Origin of the sequence: Chitinimonas viridis, assembly GCF_030409555.1 — a bacterium.
Lineage (GTDB): Bacteria > Pseudomonadota > Gammaproteobacteria > Burkholderiales > Chitinimonadaceae > Chitinimonas > Chitinimonas viridis.
On sequence record NZ_JAUFPU010000008.1, the window covers coordinates 332,164 to 351,602 of the forward strand.

The 19,439-nt window shown below is 61.6% G+C and carries 14 protein-coding genes; 4 read left to right on the forward strand and 10 right to left on the reverse strand.

What is annotated here, in order from left to right:
* Both QWZ03_RS10255 and phnD read right to left on the reverse strand, forming a co-directional pair.
* A partial coding sequence (locus QWZ03_RS10255; RefSeq protein WP_308447542.1) for a LysR substrate-binding domain-containing protein occupies nt 1-823 on the reverse strand: 823 nt, incomplete at its 3' end.
* A 45-nt stretch (nt 824-868) separates the two neighbouring features.
* A complete protein-coding gene (gene phnD, locus QWZ03_RS10260) occupies nt 869-1,846 on the reverse strand; it encodes a phosphate/phosphite/phosphonate ABC transporter substrate-binding protein (RefSeq protein WP_290332621.1) in 978 nt (325 codons plus the stop codon).
* A 372-nt stretch (nt 1,847-2,218) separates the two neighbouring features.
* On the opposite strand from phnD, the gene bioB reads away from it, so the two are divergent.
* The 3 genes from bioB to QWZ03_RS10275 all read left to right on the forward strand — a co-directional run bounded on the left by bioB (nt 2,219) and on the right by QWZ03_RS10275 (nt 8,380).
* Nucleotides 2,219-3,214 carry a biotin synthase BioB gene (bioB, locus tag QWZ03_RS10265; RefSeq protein WP_290332622.1) on the forward strand — a complete coding sequence of 332 codons (996 nt, stop codon included), beginning with the start codon at nt 2,219-2,221 and terminating at the stop codon, nt 3,212-3,214.
* 337 nt (nt 3,215-3,551) lie between these two features.
* Nucleotides 3,552-6,647, forward strand: a complete 3,096-nt coding sequence (gene pulA, locus QWZ03_RS10270; protein WP_290332623.1) for a pullulanase-type alpha-1,6-glucosidase — start codon at nt 3,552-3,554, stop codon at nt 6,645-6,647.
* A 140-nt stretch (nt 6,648-6,787) separates the two neighbouring features.
* A complete protein-coding gene (locus tag QWZ03_RS10275) occupies nt 6,788-8,380 on the forward strand; it encodes a carbohydrate-binding module family 20 domain-containing protein (protein WP_290332624.1) in 1,593 nt (530 codons plus the stop codon).
* Between the two features lie 65 nt (nt 8,381-8,445).
* Here QWZ03_RS10275 and QWZ03_RS10280 read toward each other — a convergent pair whose 3' ends face one another.
* From QWZ03_RS10280 to QWZ03_RS10300, 5 genes are all read right to left on the reverse strand, one after another.
* Nucleotides 8,446-10,275 carry a hypothetical protein gene (locus QWZ03_RS10280; protein WP_290332625.1) on the reverse strand — a complete coding sequence of 610 codons (1,830 nt, stop codon included), beginning with the start codon at nt 10,273-10,275 and terminating at the stop codon, nt 8,446-8,448.
* 324 nt (nt 10,276-10,599) lie between these two features.
* Nucleotides 10,600-11,805, reverse strand: coding sequence for an MFS transporter (locus QWZ03_RS10285; RefSeq protein ID WP_290332626.1), 1,206 nt, complete (start codon nt 11,803-11,805; stop codon nt 10,600-10,602).
* A 136-nt stretch (nt 11,806-11,941) separates the two neighbouring features.
* On the reverse strand, nt 11,942-12,451 hold the full coding sequence (locus tag QWZ03_RS10290) for a DUF1269 domain-containing protein (protein WP_290332627.1): 510 nt from the start codon (nt 12,449-12,451) through the stop codon (nt 11,942-11,944).
* Between the two features lie 157 nt (nt 12,452-12,608).
* Nucleotides 12,609-13,082: a GNAT family N-acetyltransferase gene (locus QWZ03_RS10295; RefSeq protein ID WP_290332628.1), complete on the reverse strand. Its 474-nt coding sequence runs from the start codon at nt 13,080-13,082 to the stop codon at nt 12,609-12,611.
* Nucleotides 13,079-15,181, reverse strand: coding sequence for a S9 family peptidase (locus QWZ03_RS10300; protein WP_290332629.1), 2,103 nt, complete (start codon nt 15,179-15,181; stop codon nt 13,079-13,081). Before QWZ03_RS10300 ends, QWZ03_RS10295 begins: the two co-directional genes overlap by 4 nt.
* Nucleotides 15,182-15,519: 338 nt before the next feature.
* On the opposite strand from QWZ03_RS10300, the gene QWZ03_RS10305 reads away from it, so the two are divergent.
* Nucleotides 15,520-16,296, forward strand: a complete 777-nt coding sequence (locus tag QWZ03_RS10305) for a 3-hydroxybutyrate dehydrogenase (protein WP_290332630.1) — start codon at nt 15,520-15,522, stop codon at nt 16,294-16,296.
* A 118-nt stretch (nt 16,297-16,414) separates the two neighbouring features.
* Here the strand turns inward: QWZ03_RS10305 and QWZ03_RS10310 are convergent, their stop codons facing one another.
* The 3 genes from QWZ03_RS10310 to QWZ03_RS10320 are packed head-to-tail and all read right to left on the reverse strand — an operon-like array spanning nt 16,415 to nt 19,298.
* Nucleotides 16,415-16,798 (reverse strand): EF-hand domain-containing protein, encoded by a 384-nt coding sequence (locus QWZ03_RS10310; RefSeq protein ID WP_290332631.1) that lies wholly within the window; start codon nt 16,796-16,798, stop codon nt 16,415-16,417.
* Between the two features lie 10 nt (nt 16,799-16,808).
* Nucleotides 16,809-18,371 (reverse strand): S10 family peptidase, encoded by a 1,563-nt coding sequence (locus tag QWZ03_RS10315; protein ID WP_290332632.1) that lies wholly within the window; start codon nt 18,369-18,371, stop codon nt 16,809-16,811.
* Nucleotides 18,372-18,431: 60 nt separating this feature from the next.
* Entirely contained in the window at nt 18,432-19,298 is an 867-nt protein-coding gene (locus QWZ03_RS10320) for a DMT family transporter (RefSeq protein ID WP_290332633.1), read from the reverse strand.
* Between the last annotated feature and the right edge of the window lie 141 nt (nt 19,299-19,439).

Here is a 19,439-nt window from a genome sequence, read left to right on the forward strand (position 1 = left end):
GGTTGTGCGCGCGCGTACTCAAGATGTAAAGATACTCATGCAAGACGGGGATAGGCTCGCGCAAGGAGCAAATGGCCAGGCCAGACTGTGTAGGCACCTCGCCACGCGGCATCAGACTGCAGCCCATGCCCAGCCTGACTGCCTCGCAGATCGCCTCACGGCTGCCTATCACCATACAAGACGCCAGTTTGATGCCGGCACCTTGCAGGGCCTGCTCCGTCAGCTTGCGGGTCATGGAGCCCGGCTCGCGCAGCAGCAGGTTGCAATCGGCCAGATCGGCCAGGCAAATGTCCGCAAGAGCGGCAAGCCGATGCCGCTGCGGCACGATCAATACCAAGGGGTCGGCTGCGATGGTCCTGCGCTCCAGCCTGCTGTCCTCGACCTCGTGCGATGAAACAGCCAGGTCGATTTCATATTCATCGAGCGCCTCCAGCACAGCCTGGGAATTACCCACCTCTATGCTCACTTCAACAGCGGGATACTGCTGCCTGAAGGCGGCAACGCTGGGCAGTATGTAATAAGGCCCTGTGACCCCTATGCGCAAACTGCCACCACGCAGTGCGCCTGCGTTCCGCAGCAAGAAGTCGATATCCCCTTCCTGCTGCAGCAGCTGATCAATCAAGGGTAGCAGGCGGGTGCCGATATCGGTCAAATCCAGCCTGCTGCCTCGACGGTGGAACAGCTCAACGGCGTAGCGTTCCTCCAGCTGCCTTATTCGGGCTGTGATCGTGGGCTGACTGCAGTCGAGCTGCCTGGCTGCCGCCGTCACACTGCCCTGGCGGGCAACTTCCTTGAAGGCGATCAGGAGCGGAGCGAGCATCATGCCTACCTGAGCCGGTCGCCCCATCACAGCCTTGCGCAACCCCGTTCAATTGCCCCCGAGAAGCCGGGACGTGTCCTTGTGCTTCTGGAACAGCACCTTGAACTTTGCATCCTTTTGCTCGGAAGTGAGCGATTCATCGTTCATCAGCGTGTATTGCTCATTGAATGCTTCCAGATCAGCAATTCGGCTCAGCAGCTTGTTGTTGGCCCGGGCAAACCCCACCAATTCATTGGCCTGCAGCAAACGCGCCTTCTGCTGGGCAGTCTTGCCATAGGCTCTGAAGAAGCCGGCAATCCGCTGCTTGAGTGGTGCATTGAGGCGCTTGTCCATCACCATAGGGTCCAGCCCTATCGGCTCCGAAGTCCAGATTACCTTGACCTTGGCATACTCCGAAGGATGCTTGCTGCGGAAGTTGTCGAAGTCATCGGTATTGTTCGTGGCGATATCCACCTTGCCATTGGCAACCGCCAGGAAGTTGTCTTCATGGCTACCCGTCTGAAGGCGGCTGAAATGGGTCTTCATTTCCAGCTTGTTCTTGGTGATCACGTTGTAAATAGGAATGAGAAAACCCGAGGTCGAACTGGGCTTGCCCATTGCCAGGCTATATTTGCCGGGGCTGGCGATGACCTCATCCACGGACCTGATCGGGCTGCTCTTGGCCGCCAGCAAAAGCGATGAATAGCCTTTGCTACCATCTGCCTTCACATGGTGGGCGAACACCTCGCCATGCGCATCGGTGATGGCCTGTAAGGCCGATTTCTGACCAAACCATGCAACCTGCACCTTACCATCTGCCATACCCTTGATCAGGGCGCCATAATCCTTGGCCGGCATGCCGACCACCGGCACCTTCAGTTCTGCGGCCATGTCATCAAGCACCGGTTGCCATTTCTTGAGCGTTTCCGCCTCGTTGGTCGGTGCAATCAGCCCAACCGTAATGGCCTTGGGGTCTGAAGCGTGTGCTGGCAGGCCAATGGCCACGGTGCAGGCGAGGAGACAGCTAAAAAGTGCGGAACGACTCATGACAAATCCTTAGGGTGGAACTTCAGGCAAAGGACGTTCATATCATGGATTTGTTACAAATCATGTAGTTGTGAACTATTCACCATTTGGGGAGGCCACTTTCGACCGTACCGTTGCAGGCTGAAGCGGGTGTCTTGGGAATCAACCGTCAGCGCTATCTCGTTCTGATGGGGCATATCCCGCCCGCAGTGGCGGCGGCTAACTACAACCGCCATACGCCAGTCAGGCTGCTGAGCCTGCCTGACTTAAACCAAACAGCTTCCACGGGGGGCGGGGTGGTTTACTAGTCAAATTTTGCTGCGTTGAATATTTGACAAGTGCGGCGGTAGGCCCAAAAATTAGCATAACGATAACGAGACATGCTTCCCCGCCATGAACCAAGCCGCTGCACCCAACGCTGTTGTCTTCCACAAGAAACCCGTACCACATGCCGAGGCCAAGAACTGGTCGGTAGAGGCTGTGGCGGAGTTGTTTGCATTGCCTTTCAATGACTTGCTGTTCATGGCGCAGACGGTGCATCGCGAGCATTTCGATGCCAGCAAGGTGCAGCTGTCCACCTTGCTGTCGATCAAGACGGGGGGCTGCCCGGAGGATTGTGGCTACTGTCCGCAGTCGGTGCGCTATGACACCGGTGTCACCAGCCAGGATCTGATGCCGCTGGATGAGGTGCTGCAGGCGGCACAGGCAGCCAAGGCTGCTGGTGCCTCGCGCTTCTGCATGGGGGCAGCCTGGCGTGGCCCCAAGCAGCGTGATCTGGACGAGGTGAAGCAGATGATAGCCGGGGTCAAGGCCCTGGGGCTGCAGACCTGTGCCACCCTGGGCATGCTCAAGCAAGGCATGGCGGGGGAGCTGAAGGACGCTGGCCTGGATTACTACAACCACAATCTGGATACCGCGCCGGAGAAGTACGGCGATATCATCGGTACCCGTGGCTACGACGATAGGCTTGATACCCTGCGGCAGGTGCGGGAATCGGGCATGAATGTCTGCTGTGGCGGCATTGTGGGCATGGGCGAAACGCGCGAGGAGCGTGCCGGCCTGCTGGCCCAGTTGGCCAATCTGGATCCGCAACCCGAGTCTGTTCCCATCAACAACCTGGTCAAGGTGGAGGGCACGCCCCTGGCGGAGCAGGAAGGCATAGACTGGAGCGAGTTCGTGCGCACCATAGCCGTGGCCCGCATCACCTTGCCGCGCAGCTTTGTGCGTCTGTCTGCCGGCCGCCAGCAGATGCCGGAGTCGGTGCAGGCCTTGTGCTTTTTGGCCGGCGCGAATTCCATTTTCTATGGGGATAAGCTGCTGACCACCGGCAACCCGGAGGCGGATCGCGATCGCCAGTTGTTTGAAAAGCTGGATCTGCAGCCCCTCTGATACGGCCTGGTTTGCTGCAGGGCTGTGCCAAACAAGTAGCTGCTAATGTGCAGACTACGAAAAACGCCAACCACTTTGTGCTTGGCGTTTTTTTGTTTTTAGATTGGCGCATGCCGGCTTGTATGACGACGAAGCCCGTTGCAGCAAGGTTGTAAAACTACTTGTCATACCTGTCTTGTCTTGGGCGTTGACCTCGCGCCAGTCCTGGGGCACAAATAACCGAGTGCAGCAAAAAGTTGTGTAGTTTCAGGACTTTGCTTACCCGTAGTTACGCTGCACCGCACAATAAACCAGCCAGCCGGGATACCCGGCGGCGAATAAACCGGAGTGATGACCCATGCAATACCTTAGCGACTCGGGCCGCTGGGCCCGGCTGCGCCTGTTTGGCGCGGCGCTCGCCGGCAGCTTGCTGATCACCGCCTGTGGCGGTGGAGGCGGCGGCAGTGACGGCGGCGGCACGACTACCCCACCCACGGCTGAAATCAAGGCAGGCCATCTGCGCGTCAATCTCTGGCGCAAGGATGGTGTTTACAAGGACTGGGGTGTGTATTCCTGGTCCGGCCCCAAGACGCCTTCTACCGGCTGGCCCGGCAACCGTTACCTGTTTGACAAGACCAATGCCTACGGCGCTTACACCGATATCGAGGTGGATGTGGCCAAGGGCAAGATGGACTTCCTGATCACCGTCCCGACGGCCGATGGCAAGGATGCCACCAAGCTGTGCGGCAGCGATCAATTGGCGACCTTTGCGGCAGATATCGCCAGCAAGGGCCAGCAGGTATGGGTGAAGGATGGTGATTGCACGGTCTATAGTAGCGAGCCGGCTAAGAGCAGCGCCAATCTCTCGTCGGCCAAGGCTGTGTGGTTGACTGCTGATACCCTGGTCTGGCCTGGCGCCAGCCTGAGCGCCAGCTACAAGCTGCATCATGCTGCCAATGGCGGCATGGTGCTGGGGGCCAGTGGCATCAGCGGTGCCGATGGTGTGATAGACCTGGCGGCGACCACCTTGGCTGATGCCCTCAAGGCCCGCTACCCACACTTGGCCGGTGCGCCTGCGTTCAAGCTGGCGGCAGGTGCCAATGCCAAGAGCCTGGTCAAAGGTCAGTTGGTGGTGTCGCAGACGGTGAACGGTGTCGTAGTCGATGGCAGCCAGGTACAGACGGGGCCGGTGCTGGACGATCTGTACGCCAGTGCCGCAGCCAATGCGGCGCTGGGCGCAGTGATCGAAGGCGGCAAGCCGGTGTTCCGGCTGTGGGCGCCGACAGCGAGGTCGGTGGATGTGCAGCTGTTTGATGGCCCGACCAGCCCTAGCGCCGGCTCGTTGACCATGCAGCTGGATGCCAATACGGGTATCTGGAGTGCCAATGGTGAAGCGGCTTGGATCAACGCCCGGTATTACGCTTACCGGGTGGAGGTATATGCCCGCAGTACCGGCAAGGTCGAGATCAATACGGTAACCGATCCCTACTCGCTGGGCCTGTCGGCCAATAGCACCCGTAGCCTGATCACCGACCTGACGACAGCAGCCACCAAGCCGGCAGGCTGGGATGGCCACGCCATACCGGCACTGGCTGCGCCCGAGGATATTGCGCTGTACGAGCTGCATGTGCGTGATTTCTCGGCCAATGATGCGACTGTGCCTGCCAACCATCAGGGCAAGTTCCTGGCATTCAGCCATGGCACCAGCAATGGGATGAAGCACCTGAAAGCCTTGCAGCAGGCGGGCTTGACCCATGTGCACTGGCTGCCGGTGAACGATATCTCCAGCGCCCCCGAGCTGGCCGCAGACCAGAAAGTGCCAGCGATAGACACCGCCGCGGCGGGTGATGGCGAGAGCCAGCAAGCTGCCGTGGCAGCCGTGCGCGACAGCGATGCCTTCAACTGGGGCTATGACCCGCTGCACTACACCGCACCGGAGGGTAGCTATGCTACCGACCCCAATGGCTTGGCCCGCACGGTGGAAATGCGCACTGCGGTGAAGGCGCTGCACGATAGCGGGCTGCGGGTGGTGATGGATGTGGTCTACAACCATACGCCGGCATCGGGCCAGGACGGCAAATCGGTGCTGGATCGCATCGTCCCCGGTTATTACCATCGTCTAGATGGCAATGGTGCGGTCACCAACTCCACCTGTTGCTCCAATACCGCGACCGAGCACGCCATGATGGCCAAGCTGATGATCGACTCGGTCAAGGTCTGGGCCAGCCAGTACCAGATCGATGCCTTCCGCTTCGACCTGATGGGCCACCAGCCGCTGGACGTGATGCAGCGGCTGCAGACCGAGGTAAATGCGGCCGCCGGCCGAGAGATCTACCTGTACGGCGAGGGCTGGAACTTTGGCGAGGTGGAAAACAATGCCCGCTTCAAGCAGGCCAGCCAGCTCAATCTTGCCGGCACGGGCATAGGCTCGTTCAGTGATCGCCTGCGCGATGCCGCCCGGGGTGGTAGCCCGTTCGATGGTGGCGAGTGGCTGGTACGCAACCAGGGCTTTATCAATGGCCAGTGCGTGGACAAGAACGACGCTAGTGCTTGTACTGCGGATGAGCGCAATAGCGCCCTCAAGGCGCAGGACCTGATACGCCTCGGTCTGGCGGGCAACCTGAAGGATTACACGCTGGTCGATTACACCGGTGCCAGCAAGAAAGGCAGCCAGATCGACTATAACGGCCAACCGGCCGGCTATACGGCGGACCCGCAAGAGCTGATCAGCTATGTCAGCAAACACGACAACCAGACGCTGTTCGATATCAGCCAGTACCGCTTGCCTCGCGCCAGTAGTGCCGCTGATCGAGCCAGGGCGCAGGTGGTCGGCTTGTCGTTGGTTGCGCTGGGACAGGGGGTGCCGTTCTTCCACGCGGGCGATGATCTACTGCGCTCCAAGTCGCTGGATCGTGATTCCTACAACTCGGGTGACTGGTTCAACCGCATCGATTGGAGCGGCACCAGCAACAACTGGGCGGTGGGCTTGCCCATACAGGACAAGAACGGTGACAACTGGAGCATCATGAAGCCCTTGCTGGCCGACGCTGGCCTCAAGGTCGGCAGCAGCCATATTGCCGCCAGCCGTAGTGCCTTCCAGGATCTACTGCGCATCCGCAAGAGCACCCCGCTGTTCCGTCTGCGTACCGCTGCCGACGTGCAGGCACGGGTCAGCTTTCCGGATGCGGGGGCGGCGCAACTGCCGGGCTTGATCGTCATGAAGCTGGATGGTGCCGGCTACGCCGGGGGGGTCTACAAGACGGTGTTCGTGCTGTTCAATGCAGACAAGGTGGCGCATACCACCACGGTGGCAGGCAGCAGCGGCAAGACGCTGCAGCTGCACCCCGTGCTGCAGGCCGGGGCGGATGCTGTGGTGAGGGGAGCTGTCTTCAGCAGCGCCGCCGGCAGCTTTAGCGTGCCGGCCAGGACTACCGCCGTGTTTGTGGAAATGTAAACTGTCAGGCCGCCCGAGAGGGCGGCCTTTTTTCAACCCCAAGCCGGCTGCAGCATGGCCAAGGAGTTGCCGCAACAGACCATAACGACGGTACGGCCTCAACCCAACAAGCACATAAAAAATCAAACCGGAGTGACGACATGAAACTGCAACACCTTCTGCGTGCCAGCCTGCTGGCAAGCGCAGTGGCCGCCGCCTTGCCCGCGCTGGCCGCAACCGAACAGGCCAAGTCCAGCACTGCTGTGCTGTTCCAAGGCTTTCACTGGAACTCGGCCAATGGTCAGCTGTATGGCGATCTGCAAGCCAAGGCCAGCGATCTGAAAAACCTGGGCATCACCCACGTCTGGTTCCCGCCGCCATCCGATGCTGGCTCGCGCGAGGGCTACCTGCCGCGGCAGCTCAACAAGCTCGATTCCAACTACGGCAACGAAGCTGCGCTGACCGCTGCTATCTCGGCACTGAACGGGCAGGGCATACACAGCGTGGCCGATGTCGTGATCAACCACCGTATCGGCACCACCAACTGGGGGGACTTCACCAACCCGACTTGGGGCTGCAATGCCGTGGTCAGTAGCGACGAATGGACCGGCAAGTGCGGCAACGCCGATTCGGGCGATGGCTATGCCGCCGCGCGCGATCTGGACCATAGCCAGACCGTGGTGCAGAACGATATCAAGACCTGGCTATCGTCCCGCCTCAAGGGTGTGGGCTTCAAAGGCATACGTTACGATTATTCAAAAGGCTATGCGCCGGGCTATGCGGCGCTCTACCACGATGCCATGAACCCCAGCTTTTGCGTGGGCGAGGTCTGGACCGACCTGAATTTCAACAACGTGGACGGGCATCGCCAGCTGCTGGTCAATTTTGTGGACGGCACGGCAGGCAAGTGCGGCGTGTTCGACTTCACCACCAAGGGTTTGCTCAACCAGGCACTCAGCTACAACGAGTATGGCCGCCTGCGCGATGGCAGCGGCAAGCCCGCTGGTGGCATAGGCTGGTGGGGGCAGAAGATGGTGACCTTCGTCGACAACCACGACACCGGCCCCAGCGAGAGCTGCGGCGTGGGCCAGAACCACTGGCCTGTGCCTTGCGACAAGGTCATGCAGGGCTACGCCTATGTGCTGACCCACCCGGGCATCCCCAGTGTGTACTACGCCCATGCCTATAACTGGGGGTTGAAGGGGGCCATTAAGGCCATACTCGATGTCCGCAAGGAGCAAGGCCTGAGCTCGACCTCTGCGGTGGCCATACAGCGCGCCGAGCAGGGTCTCTATGCGGCTATTGTCGACGGCAAGGTGGCGATGAAGATAGGCCCCACCGACTGGAACCCCGGCGCAGGCTGGACCTTGCGTACCTCAGGCAACCAGTACGCCGTCTGGAGCAAGAGCACAGGCGGTGGCGGTTGCACATCCGTGCCGGTGGCATTCAGCATCGCCAATGCCAGCACCGTTAGCGGCCAGCGTGTCTATGTGGTCGGCAACCAGACTCCCTTGGGCAACTGGACGCCTGCCAACGGCTATGCCCTGACGGCACAAGGCAGCGGCAGCAACGCGACCTGGAGCGGCACCGCCAACCTGCCACCAGCAACGGCCACGCAGTACAAGTACGTGAAGTGGAATGGCAGCAGTGCCACCTGGGAGAGCAACCAGGCCACGGCCAGCGGCAATCGCGAGTTCACCACACCTGCCTGCGGTGGTTCGGTAACGCGGAGTGATGGGAGCTTCCGGTTCTAAGCTGGGTAGTGCAAATCAAAACAGGCCGCATGAGCGGCCTGTTTTGTTGCTGCCCATGGCTGAAGCTACCGTGGTTCTTTCAAGCGCGACCGTACCACTTCATCCGGGTCTTGGGCCAAGCGTTGCCTGGCCGTATCCACCAGATCGGTCTGTACTGCCATAGCGCGGCGTACCCGGCTTTCCTGATCGCTGGCCAGGGCCAGTTGCAAGGCCTCTGGCAAGGCGGTCTTGCAGGCGTAGCGGCCATAGGCCAGGGCGGCGCGTACGTCGGCGTCTTCGTCGCCGGCCAAGGCGGGCCACAGCGCAGTCGGGCAGTGTGCATTGAAGGCCGCTTCGGCGCGCACGGCGGCCACCGGGTCTGACGCCAAATGGGCGAAGAGTGTATCTGCCCCCTGGGTCAGGCGTGCGGCAGTCCGTGCCCGGATGCGTGGCTCGGGGTGGTGGCCGGCTTGTTCAAGCAGCGCAGGTGTCCAGCAAGGTGCGGGCAACAGGCTGGCAATCTGCCAGGCCCAATCGGGGTCGGCCAGTTTGGCCTGGGTTTCTTCCGCGGTCAGGCTACCTTCCACGATACGCCGTTGCCAGGCTCGCGCTTCACCGTGCTGCTGCACACGTGCTTCATGGGCAGGCGGGGCGGGGTAGGGCGAGCGCCCGTTGGCGTAGGCGCGCCGCAGCACATTCATGCTGGCCCCGCCACGTTTTTCCGGGTTCAGACCGGCCCAGTACATCGCATGGTCAGACAGCTGATTGTCAAAACCATAGCTGTTGTAGTGGTAGTCCAGCACGGTCTTGTGGGCACCAGCCGACTTGTCCTGGACGATGAAGCCACGGGCCGATAGCGTACCCACCACTTCAAAGGCCCAATCGTTGTAATACTGGTAGACGGTGTCGCCAACGATGGCATCGCCCCAGACAAACAGGCCATAGACCGAAAAGACCTGCTGGCAGCGTAGGTCGCCCAGGATCAGGACCGTGCATTCGCCCTCATCGCTGTACACGTCGCAGATCAAATCCCCGGTAACGATCAGATTGAGGTCAACGATGGTCTCGCCATCGGGCAAATACAGATCACCCTCGTGGATGCGCCAGCCGGAATCCATCGCTAGATAGGTGCGCGCCATTTCCGTCCACTGCCTGTCTCCATCCGGCATGGCGAGGCCACGGTCGATCAGTGCCTGGCGCTCCTCTGCCTCGGCATAGCGAAAGCGAAAAAAGCTATCGGATAGCTGGCGACGGGGCAGGACGATATCTTGATCGTTCTGCTGCAGTTGTCGTTGTGCCAGGATATGGGCGGCCAGTGCTGAGAAGTCTGCTGGCAGTGCCAGCAGATGGGCGGTGCTCCCCCCACTGTCCACCAGCCTGTGGATGGACGCAACCAGTGCTTGCGCATTGCCACCCACTTCATCCAGCATTTGCGCCATCAACATAAAGGCAGAGCCGTGGTTGCCAGTACACGTGCTGGATGGCATAAGTTCCACGGCCTTCTGTGCCAGCTCCAACGCTTCAAACTCATCGTCATCCCGCGCCTGTGCGCGCGCCTGCGTCATATAGCTCCAGCGCAAGGCATCGCGTAAAGGCTCACCCGCCTCTGACATGTCCTCGGTCAGGTCTACCCTTTCCAATACCTGTTCCAGCTTGATGGCAATCTGGAGGGCAGCCGGCTGGGTTTCTTCATCATCATCGCCATCGTCATCGTCATCGATGAAAAGGGTGGGAAAAATTTTGGCATCGATACCGGCATCGTGTGGCTGCAAGGCCATACCAATCTGGTGCAGCCATAGGGCATCGTCGCGGTTGCCGCATAAGTGTTTATCGAGCAGCGATGCGAGGTCATCGGCGTTATCGGTGAAGCTGGGTTGGCTGGTGAAGGTGGCGGGGTCTGGGTAGGGAAGGGGCATGGTGCGTTTGGTGAAGGAGTGGCGAGCGCTAGGGGTGGCGCAATGGTGTTTGAATATTACATAAGCATATCTTGCCCATTGCATATGGGTAAGAGGGGGGGAGTATTCACGGTTACGCCGAGGTTCGCAGGCGCAGGTGTCTGTATCACGGGCTGCCTAAGTCCGCACTTTAGGGGGCTTCCAAACCCCACTTTCGTCGCAATACAGCGTTGCTGTAGAGCGATATTTTCATTGTCTATCCAATGTTTGTGGCGTTGAGATTGGTGACTCGCACCTTGTCTAGCCTAGAAGTGGGGGGCTGGGGGGGCCGCACTCATGCCTATGCTACCGGACCGCCCTTGCCGTAGGCGACAACACCGCCACGGCTGCGCAGACCATGGCCAGTGCGATACCGCAACTGGCAGCCAGCAGGCCCAGCGATGCACCGGCCGATAGCAGCACCGAGCTGATGCCGTAGGCCAGTGGGGTCAGGCCCAGCGATGCCATGCTGTTGAGGCTCATGACGCGGCCTATGCGTTCGGGCGGGGTGTGTTGCTGCAGCAGCGACAGCATGGGTACGTTGTTGCAGGCGATGCAGAAGCCGATGGCGAACTGGGTGGCGGTGGCGGCGGTGGCGCCCAGTTGCGGCAGTGCGGCCAGCAGCAGGCCTTCCAGGGCGATGATCCAGCAGATGAATTGCAGCCGCTTGTAACGCGGTGGGTAGAGTGCCAGCAGCACGCCACCGCCCAGCATGCCGGCGGCGAAGGCGCTTTGCAGCTGTGCCAGCAGGCCTGCGCTGGCCCCCGGCAAGCTGGCTGCCAGCAGTGGCGGGGCAAAGCCCATGGGCCCCATGAACAGCAGATTGGCAATGGCGTAGATGATCAGCAGCAGCCGCAGCACCGGTGTGTCGTGCACGCAGGCCAGGCCTTCCTGCAGCTCTGCCCAGAGGGCACGCGATTGTCGGGCCGATCTTGAGGGCTCGGCAATGCAGGCTGCGGCCACGGCACCTGCCAGCATCAGGCCGGCAGTCAGGCTAAAGGCACCGGCAAAGGGCAGGGCCGCCAGCAGGATGCCGCCGATGACGGGGCCTGCCACCATGCCCAGCTGGTTGGTTGCCAGCATCCAGGCGTTGGCTTGGCCCAACTGGGCTGGCGGGATGATGGCGGGCAGTATGGCGTCGCGTGCGGGCCAATACAGGGCATCGAGCATGCCAAAACCTGCTGCCAGCAGGATCAGCAAGGGCAGGGTCAGCACCTGCTGGTAGGCCGCGAGGCCCATGGCCAGCAATAGCAGGCTGCGGGCCATGAAGCTGGCCGCCATGATGCGGCTACGCGGCAGGCGATCAGCCAGTACGCCACCCAGCGCCATCAGGGCGATGCGGGGCACGGTGCCGGCCAGCATGACATAGCCCAGTTCGGCCTTCAGCTGCAGCACATTGACGGCATACCAGGTCTCGGCCAGCAGTGCGATGGCGAGGCCGAAGCTGGAGGCGACACTGCCCAGCCAAAGCAGCAGGAAGGCGGGTTGACGGTAGAGGGGGAGATCGGCCATGGGCCGCTATGTTATGCGTGTCCAGGCTGGAAAAGACGATTTGATACCGGTATGCACAGGGGGTAAGTGTTCCCCAAGGGCAGGCTGGCGCCTCCGCTTGGGGAGGCGCCAGGGTGGTATGGCATGGCGCTCGCCATCAGGGGAAGGCGGGTATCACCGGGTCCAGGCCGCGGTCTTCTGCTTCCGGGTGCATGCGCTGCAGCATGGATTCAATTTCGGCGACACGACCTATCGGTACGTCCACCATCAACAGGATCTTGCCATTGGCGATGTCAGCTTCGAACGGCTTGATATGGCTGTTGGGAAGCGAGCTGCCCACCATGCTGGCGACCCAGCAGCCGAACACCGCGCCGAACAGGAAGGTCACCAGGGCTGCCGCGCCATGGGGTATGCCTTCTATGGGGGCGAAGATCATGCCCAGGCCGATCAACAGGCCGGTCATGCCGCCCCAGCGCAAGCCTGCGCCTGCGCCGTGCAGGATATCGGAGCTCTGCAGCAGATTGGCCTCGTGCAGGCCAGTCAGGTTGGTGCCGTCGCGGGCCATGAAATGGATGTGCTTGACCTCGATACGGGCGAGCAGCAGTTCGTCCATGGCGCGCTTGGCGCTATCGTGGTCAGGATGCAGGAAATACAAGCGTTTGCGCATGATCCTATCCTCCGGCTTGGGGTGTGCGGTCAAATAGCCGCAAGGGTTGGACATCACCCTGCCGGGGGCGGTTCGGCTGCGGGCCTGCGCGCGTAGCGCTAGCGGGCTGATTTCAGACCAACGGCGCGCGCAGCCCTGGCTGCCGGGCTGGCTGCGCTCAGGCTGCCAGTGCCAGGCTGAAGTGGGCGCTGCCTGCCTGTTCTTTCACCAGGGTAAAGCCGTGGCTTTGGTAGAAGCGCACAGCATCTTGCCAGTGCGCGGGCGTTTCCTGCTGTACGGTCTGGTAGCCCAATGCGCGGGCTGCATCAAGCAGGCTCTGCAGCAGGCGGCCGCCCAGGCCATGGTGGCGCCATTCTGGCGCCACCACCATACGCACGATACGGCCACCGCCGCCGGCTTCGGCTACCAGGGCGCCGCAGCCTATGATGCGATCACCGGCTTCGGCCACCAGGAAGATGCTCTGGGCGTAGTGATCGAACAACTGTGCCAGGTCGGGATGGGCTGCAGCCTCGACCTTGCCCCAGTGTTCCATCAGCGCAGCCTCGATCAGCTGCCGCACGGCAGGCGCATCGATACGCCTCAGCCGGTGCAGCTTGATCGCATCCAGCATCTGGTGGGCCGCGCCACTCACGGCTTGATGCCCAACTGGTTCATGATGAAGGCCTGATCGAATGCGACCTCCTTGATGCGGTCAAAGCGGCCACTGGCACCACCGTGGCCGGCGCCCATATTGGTCACCAGCAGCAGGGGGTTCTGGTCGGTCTTCAGCGTGCGCAGCTTGGCCACATATTTGGCGGGCTCCCAGTACATCACCTGGCTATCGTTCAGCGAGGTCTTCACCAGGATGGTGGGGTAGGCCTTGGCGGCCAGGTTGTCATAGGGCGAGTAGGCGCGCATCCAGTTGTATTCGGCCTTCTTGTTGGGGTTGCCCCATTCCTCGTATTCGCCCACGGTCAGCGGCAGGCTGGCGTCCAGCATGGTGCTCAATACATCCACGAAGGGGACTTCGGACAGCACCACCTTGAACAGGTCTGGGCGCATATTGGTCACCGCGCCCATCAGCAGGCCGCCAGCGCTGCCGCCTTCGATGGCCAGTTTGTCGGCACGGGTATAGCCCTGGGCGATCAGGTGCTCGGCGCTGTCGATGAAGTCATTGAAGCTGTTCATCTTGTACTGCATCTTGCCGGCGTCATGCCATTTCTCGCCCAGGTCGCCACCACCACGTATATGGGCTACGGCAAAGATCACGCCGCGATCCAGCATGGAGAGGCGGTTGGACGAGAAGTACACGTCGTTGGGCGAGCCATAGGCGCCATAGGCCTCCAGCCACATGGGGGCGCCGCCGGCCACCTTGGCACCTTTGCGGTAGACCAGCGAGATAGGCACTTGCACGCCGTCGCGGGCCTTGGCCCAGATACGCTCGGTGACGTAGTTGGCGGGGTCAAAACTGCCCAGCACCGGCCGGCGCTTTTTCAGCACTTGCTGGCGGCTGGCCATGTCGTAGTCGAATACGGTATCCGGCGTGGTCATTGATTCGTAGCCATAGCGATAGACCTGGCTGTCCCACTCGGCATTGGCCTCGGTGCTGACGCTGTAGGCGGGCTCGTCAAAGGCCACATTGTGGCTTTGCTGGCTGGCCAGGTCGGTAATCACCATCTGGTTGAGGCCGTTGACCCGCTCGTGCCGCACCATGAAGCGCTTGAACAGGTCTATGCCCTCCAGCATGACGTCAGGGCGCTCTGCCAGCAGTTCTGTCCAGTTGGCCTTGGCGGGATCGCTGACGGGGGCTTTTACCAGTCGGTAGTTGCGGCCGGTATCGTTGATGCGGATATAGAAATCATCGCCGTGGTGGTCCACGTTGTACTGCACGTCGGCGCGGCGACGTGCCAATACCTTCCAGCGGCCATTTGGGGCATCGGCCTTGAGATAACGTATCTCGGTACTGGTATGGCTGCCCACCTGTTCGATCAGGTAGCCCTCGCTACGGGTCAGGTAGACATCCAGGCCAAAGCGCTCGTCCTTCTCTTCGTGCACCAGTTGGTCTGTCTTCTCGCCCAAGCGATGGCGCCAGAGTTGGTTGGAGCGCTTGGTCTGCTTGTCTTCGGTGCTGTAGAACAGTGTGCCATTATCCAGCGCCCAGGCGGCGGAGGTAACCCGTTCGCGCTTGAAGGGCAGCAGTTTGCCGGTTTCAAGATTCTTGATCTGCAGCTTGTATTGGCGGAAACCGGTGGCGTCGGTGGTAAAGGCCAGCAGCTTGCCGTTGGGGCTGACTTCAAACTCACCCACATCCATGAAGCGCTTGCCACGAGCCAGTTCGTTCACGTCCAGCAGTATCTGTTCGGCCGAGGCCTCCCAACTGCCGTCGGCTGCAATTGGCTTGCGGCAGAGTATGGGGTACTGGTGGCCGGTTTCGAAGCGCGAATAGTAGTAGAAACCGTCGAGCCGGTAGGGCACCGAGCTGTCGTCTTCTTTGATACGGGCTTTCATCTCTTCGAACAGGGTGTTCTCAAACGCCTTGATCGGCGCGGTTACGGCTTCGGCATAGGCGTTCTCGGCCTGCAGATAGGCAATGGTGGCCGGGTTCTGCTTGTTGCGCAGCCAGAAGTAGTTATCGACACGGGTATCGCCGTGGATACTGAGCTTCTTGGGTTGCATGGGCGCTTTGGGTGGTTCGGCAGCCAGAGTGGCGATGGACAATAGCGTGGCAGTGGCCATAGCAAACAGTTTCATAACGGGATTCGGAAGTCGGAAAGATAGCAAAGCCGCGCAGCATACGCTGCAGGCAACGCCTAAGCACCTAGCATGCGACGATTTGCGACTATCGGCGATGACTGGATGGTAAGACAGGCCTCAACTGGCCTAGTTTCCGGTTACTGGGGCAGGCAACCAAACCTGATCTGGTCTAGCCTGTCTGCAACGGCGGACAAGCAATCTACCTGAAAGCGCATGGCGTGCCCTCCCTGGATAGGGGAGAGCCTATTAATATCTGCCTGCATGTTGCAGGCTCTTATAACAACGCGGCAAGGGGCAGGCCCGTGCCGACAATAGTTTCTGGAGGTAGGAATCCGATGCACACACTCAAGGGCAAGACGGCGTTGGTCACCGGGTCGACCAGCGGCATAGGCCTGGCGATAGCCAGCGAACTGGCCAGCCAGGGCGCCAATATCGTACTGAATGGCTTTGGCGATGCCGATGCGGCGGTCAAGCAGATAGCGTCTTACGGCGTGGCGGTGCGCTACCACGGTGCCGATATGAGCCAGCCTGCCGAGATCGAAGCCATGATGCGCTATGCGGCTGCCGAGCTGGGGGCGGTGGATATCCTGGTCAACAACGCGGGCATACAACATGTGGCCGCCTTGGAGCACTTTCCGCCGGAGCGCTGGGACGCCATTATCGCGATCAACCTGACGGCGGCTTTCCATACCAGCCGCTTGGCGATTCCGGCCATGCGCGAGCGCAACTGGGGGCGTATCGTCAATGTCGCTTCGGTGCATGGTCTGGTGGCTTCGCGGCAGAAATCCGCTTATGTGGCGGCCAAGCATGGGTTGATAGGCCTGACCAAGGTGGCGGCGCTGGAACTGGCCGAAACCGGTGTCACCTGCAATGCCATCTGCCCCGGTTGGGTGCGCACCCCGCTGGTGATGGAACAGATCGAGGCACGCGCCAGGGAGGAGGGGGTTAGCGTGCAGGAGGCCCAGCGTGAGCTCCTGTCCGAGAAACAGCCATCGCACGACTTTGTCACCGCCGAGCAGCTGGGCCAGTTGGTGGTGTTTCTCTGCAGCCCAGCGGCCAGCCAGATACGTGGGGCTGCGTGGAATGTGGACGGCGGCTGGGTAGCGCAGTAGCGACGTACCGCCACCTCCTGACGGCGGCATCGCATCGGGCAGTGCCATCAACGGCCCCAAAGGGGCGCGCAGCGGCGCTGGTGGCGTGCCCTGACGAGGTTGACGCCAGAAGGTGGATCTAGCGCGCCCCCTGCTGGTGGCTTACTACCTGCTCGAAGCTGACGCGGCCGCTGCCCTGGCGATCTATCTCGGCGAAATGCTGCACCACATAGCCCAGCCCGGCGGCTTTGGCCTGGGCCAGGCTGATGCTGCCGGTCTTGAGCGTATCGGCAGCGGCAAAGCGCTGCTGCAGCTTGGCGCGTGCTTGTGCCTGTAGTGCTGCCCCAGCCAGCGGTGGGCGCTGGGCAGGCTTGCGGGCGGCTGGTGGCAGATAGGGGTCGCCCAGTTGTGGCAGGTGGCTGCGATCCTCGGGCTGTGTGCCTGAGTCGCCGTTGCCGGGCGCCGCCTGTACGGCAAGTGCCAGCAGGGCGGCGAGCATGGGGGCGAGGTGGCGAAGGGGCATGGTGGCGTCCTCAGTTCAGCGCGCTGGCATAGAAGGTGACCAGGTCGGCCTTGGTCCTGACGCGCGAGGCGTCATCCAGATACATCATATGACCCCCTTCGTAGTTATGAATTCGCAGGCCGGGCACATTGCCCAGGCGTGCCAGATCCAGCTCGGTCTGGTGGAAGGGCGTGGCGAGGTCGTTATAGCCATGCAGCACCATGATCTTGAGATTGGGGTTCTGCTGCAGCGCGGCGGCCAGGTCGGGCAAGGTATCAGGCAGATCCTGGCCATCGTGCTGCCAGTTCCAGCTCTGTATGGCATTGCTGCTGATGGCATAGCTGGTCTGGGCGGTGTACTTCAGCTGGCTGGTCAGGTAGCTGCGTATTGTGCTGGCAAACGAGCTGGTGATGAAGGTGGACGAGGGGTCGCCCTCGCTGGCCAGGGCGCTGCCCTGTGGTGCCGTGACACGGGCATCGTAGCGGCCCAGTACCGTGCCGGTAATCAGCTGGAACTGATAAGTATTGGGGTGGAGGCTGAGATTGGCCTGCCATAGATTGGCACGCGCGCCGGTCAGGCCGACCAGTTGATCGACCAGGCTGTTGCTGGGCGGCAGGCGACTGCCCAGCCAGCTGGCGACAGCGGGGCCATAGGTGCTGGCGGCATAGCTGCGCATCTGCTGGGCGTAGGCGGCGTAGTCGGTCTGGGCCGGATTGGTTAGCCTGAAATGGGCGCCGGTATTGGCGTAGGTGGGCAAAAACCCGGTGCAGTTGGCTTCGCCAGGGCTATAGACGGCGCAATTGCTATAGTAGTTGAGTATGGGGGAGAGCAGGATCACACCGTTCATGCGGGTGCCGGCCGCTTCCAGCAGATCGGCCAGAACACTGCTGCGCACGCCGCCATAGGATTCCCCCAGGATGAACTTGGGCGAAGCCGTACGCTGGTTGACCGCCAGGTAGCGGGTGACAAAGTCGCGGAAGGCTTCGGCGTCGGCATCCACCCCCCAGAATGTCTGGTTGGTATGGGGCGCGATGGCCTGCGATAGCCCGGCGCCGATGGCATCGACGAATACCAGATCGCTGGTATCGAGCAGGCTCTCCTGGTTATCGACTAGCGGAAACGGTTGTGGCTGGCTGGTGGCTGGGTAGCCTACCTGCAGGCGCTTGGGGCCATAGGAGCCCAGGTGCAGCCAGACGCTGGCAGAACCCGGCCCGCCATTGTAGAAAAAGGTGACAGGCCGGGTACGCACATCCTGGTTCTTGGCGGTGTAGGCCACATAGAAGAAGGCTGCCTTGGGCTGGCTGGTCTGTGGATGGCTGGCGATCAGGTGGCCGGCCGTTGCGGTGTAGTCGATTACCCGTCCGCCCAGGTTGAGGCTGTGGTGGGTCAGGGCGGCACCCTCATTGGCCACGCTGAGCGAGGCATTGCCACTGCTCGAGTAAGCCAACGGGTCGCTAAAGCCCCGGTCTGCCGGGTTGCCCGGCTGGGTGGGTTGGGTAGGTGTGCTACCGCCCCCACCGCCACCACCGCAGGCAGCCAATGCCAGGGTGATGGCCAACAGGTAGCTGTGCGTACGCTTGAGGGATACCGGCATGATGGGCAGGGTAAGGAGCTGCGATAGCTGAGTGATAGCCCGGCAGACCAGTAATATCAATCAGCTCGCGGGCTTGGGCTCGGCCGGCTTGAGCTCGCTGATGATGACGGCCACCACCACCATGGCGCCACCGATGCCTGCCTGTACGGTCAGCGATTCGCTCAGCAGCAGCCAGCCAAACAAGGCGGCAAAGACGGGCTCCAGCGCGTAGATGACGGCGGCCTTGTCGGCCGAGACATTGCGCTGCGCATAGGCCTGCAGCATCAGCATGCCGGCCGTGGCGACCAGCCCCAGATAAACCAGAGTGCCAATATGCGGCATCAGTCGTTCGGGCAGGCTGGCCAACGCCGCTCCCCCACCGCTGGCGCCACTGCCCAGCACCCACAGGCTGGCAAACAGCGCCATCAGGATGATCTGCGTGGCGGCCAGCTGGCGGGCATCATGCCGGCCAGCACGCTGCGACAGCATGATGGTGTAGAGGGCATAGGCCAGGGCGCACAGCAAGGTAGCGCTGTCGCCCAGCAGGTTGCCGCCGCCTTCCCATGACATCAGCCCTATGCCGCTGCAGGCCACAGTGGCGGCCCCCACCATCAGGATGGAGAGCCGGCCACCGAACAGCAGGCCGATAAAGGGCACCATCAGCACGTTCAGGCTGGTCAGGAAGGCACTGCGGTTGGACGAGATGTGCTCCAGCCCGTAAGCCTGCGCCACATAGGAGGTCAGCGCCAAAGCGCCCAGCAGAGCGCCATCCCGCCAGGTTTCGCGGCGTGCCTTGAACACAAACGGCAGCATGCAGACGGCGGCAATGACAAAGCGTATGGCCGATATCTCGACCCCGCTAAGGCTGCTGGAAGCCGACTTGAGCAAGGGGAAGGTGGTACCCCAGACCAGGGTGACGAGGAGCAGAAGGAGGACGCTGAAGTTCATGGGAGCGGCAATGACGGGGCGAGGAAGGCAGCATTCTAGGGCCTGGAGGCCACTTGCAGAAACCGCGTGATGCCGCACCCGCTCTGAACGTGGCGCTGGGCTGGGTAAACGGTGCTTGATAGCCAACTGGCGGCAAGCTCG

Bases quoted from the DNA above. Each gene is read 5' to 3' on its own strand.
- QWZ03_RS10285 (WP_290332626.1), bottom strand. From the start codon at position 11,805: ATGGCCGATCTCCCCCTCTACCGTCAACCCGCCTTCCTGCTGCTTTGG.
- QWZ03_RS10315 (WP_290332632.1), bottom strand. From the start codon at position 18,371: ATGCCGGTATCCCTCAAGCGTACGCACAGCTACCTGTTGGCCATCACC.
- bioB (WP_290332622.1), top strand. From the start codon at position 2,219: ATGAACCAAGCCGCTGCACCCAACGCTGTTGTCTTCCACAAGAAACCC.
- pulA (WP_290332623.1), top strand. From the start codon at position 3,552: ATGCAATACCTTAGCGACTCGGGCCGCTGGGCCCGGCTGCGCCTGTTT.
- QWZ03_RS10280 (WP_290332625.1), bottom strand. From the start codon at position 10,275: ATGCCCCTTCCCTACCCAGACCCCGCCACCTTCACCAGCCAACCCAGC.
- QWZ03_RS10290 (WP_290332627.1), bottom strand. From the start codon at position 12,451: ATGCGCAAACGCTTGTATTTCCTGCATCCTGACCACGATAGCGCCAAG.
- QWZ03_RS10310 (WP_290332631.1), bottom strand. From the start codon at position 16,798: ATGCCCCTTCGCCACCTCGCCCCCATGCTCGCCGCCCTGCTGGCACTT.
- QWZ03_RS10300 (WP_290332629.1), bottom strand. From the start codon at position 15,181: ATGAAACTGTTTGCTATGGCCACTGCCACGCTATTGTCCATCGCCACT.
- phnD (WP_290332621.1), bottom strand. From the start codon at position 1,846: ATGAGTCGTTCCGCACTTTTTAGCTGTCTCCTCGCCTGCACCGTGGCC.
- QWZ03_RS10305 (WP_290332630.1), top strand. From the start codon at position 15,520: ATGCACACACTCAAGGGCAAGACGGCGTTGGTCACCGGGTCGACCAGC.
- QWZ03_RS10320 (WP_290332633.1), bottom strand. From the start codon at position 19,298: ATGAACTTCAGCGTCCTCCTTCTGCTCCTCGTCACCCTGGTCTGGGGT.
- QWZ03_RS10275 (WP_290332624.1), top strand. From the start codon at position 6,788: ATGAAACTGCAACACCTTCTGCGTGCCAGCCTGCTGGCAAGCGCAGTG.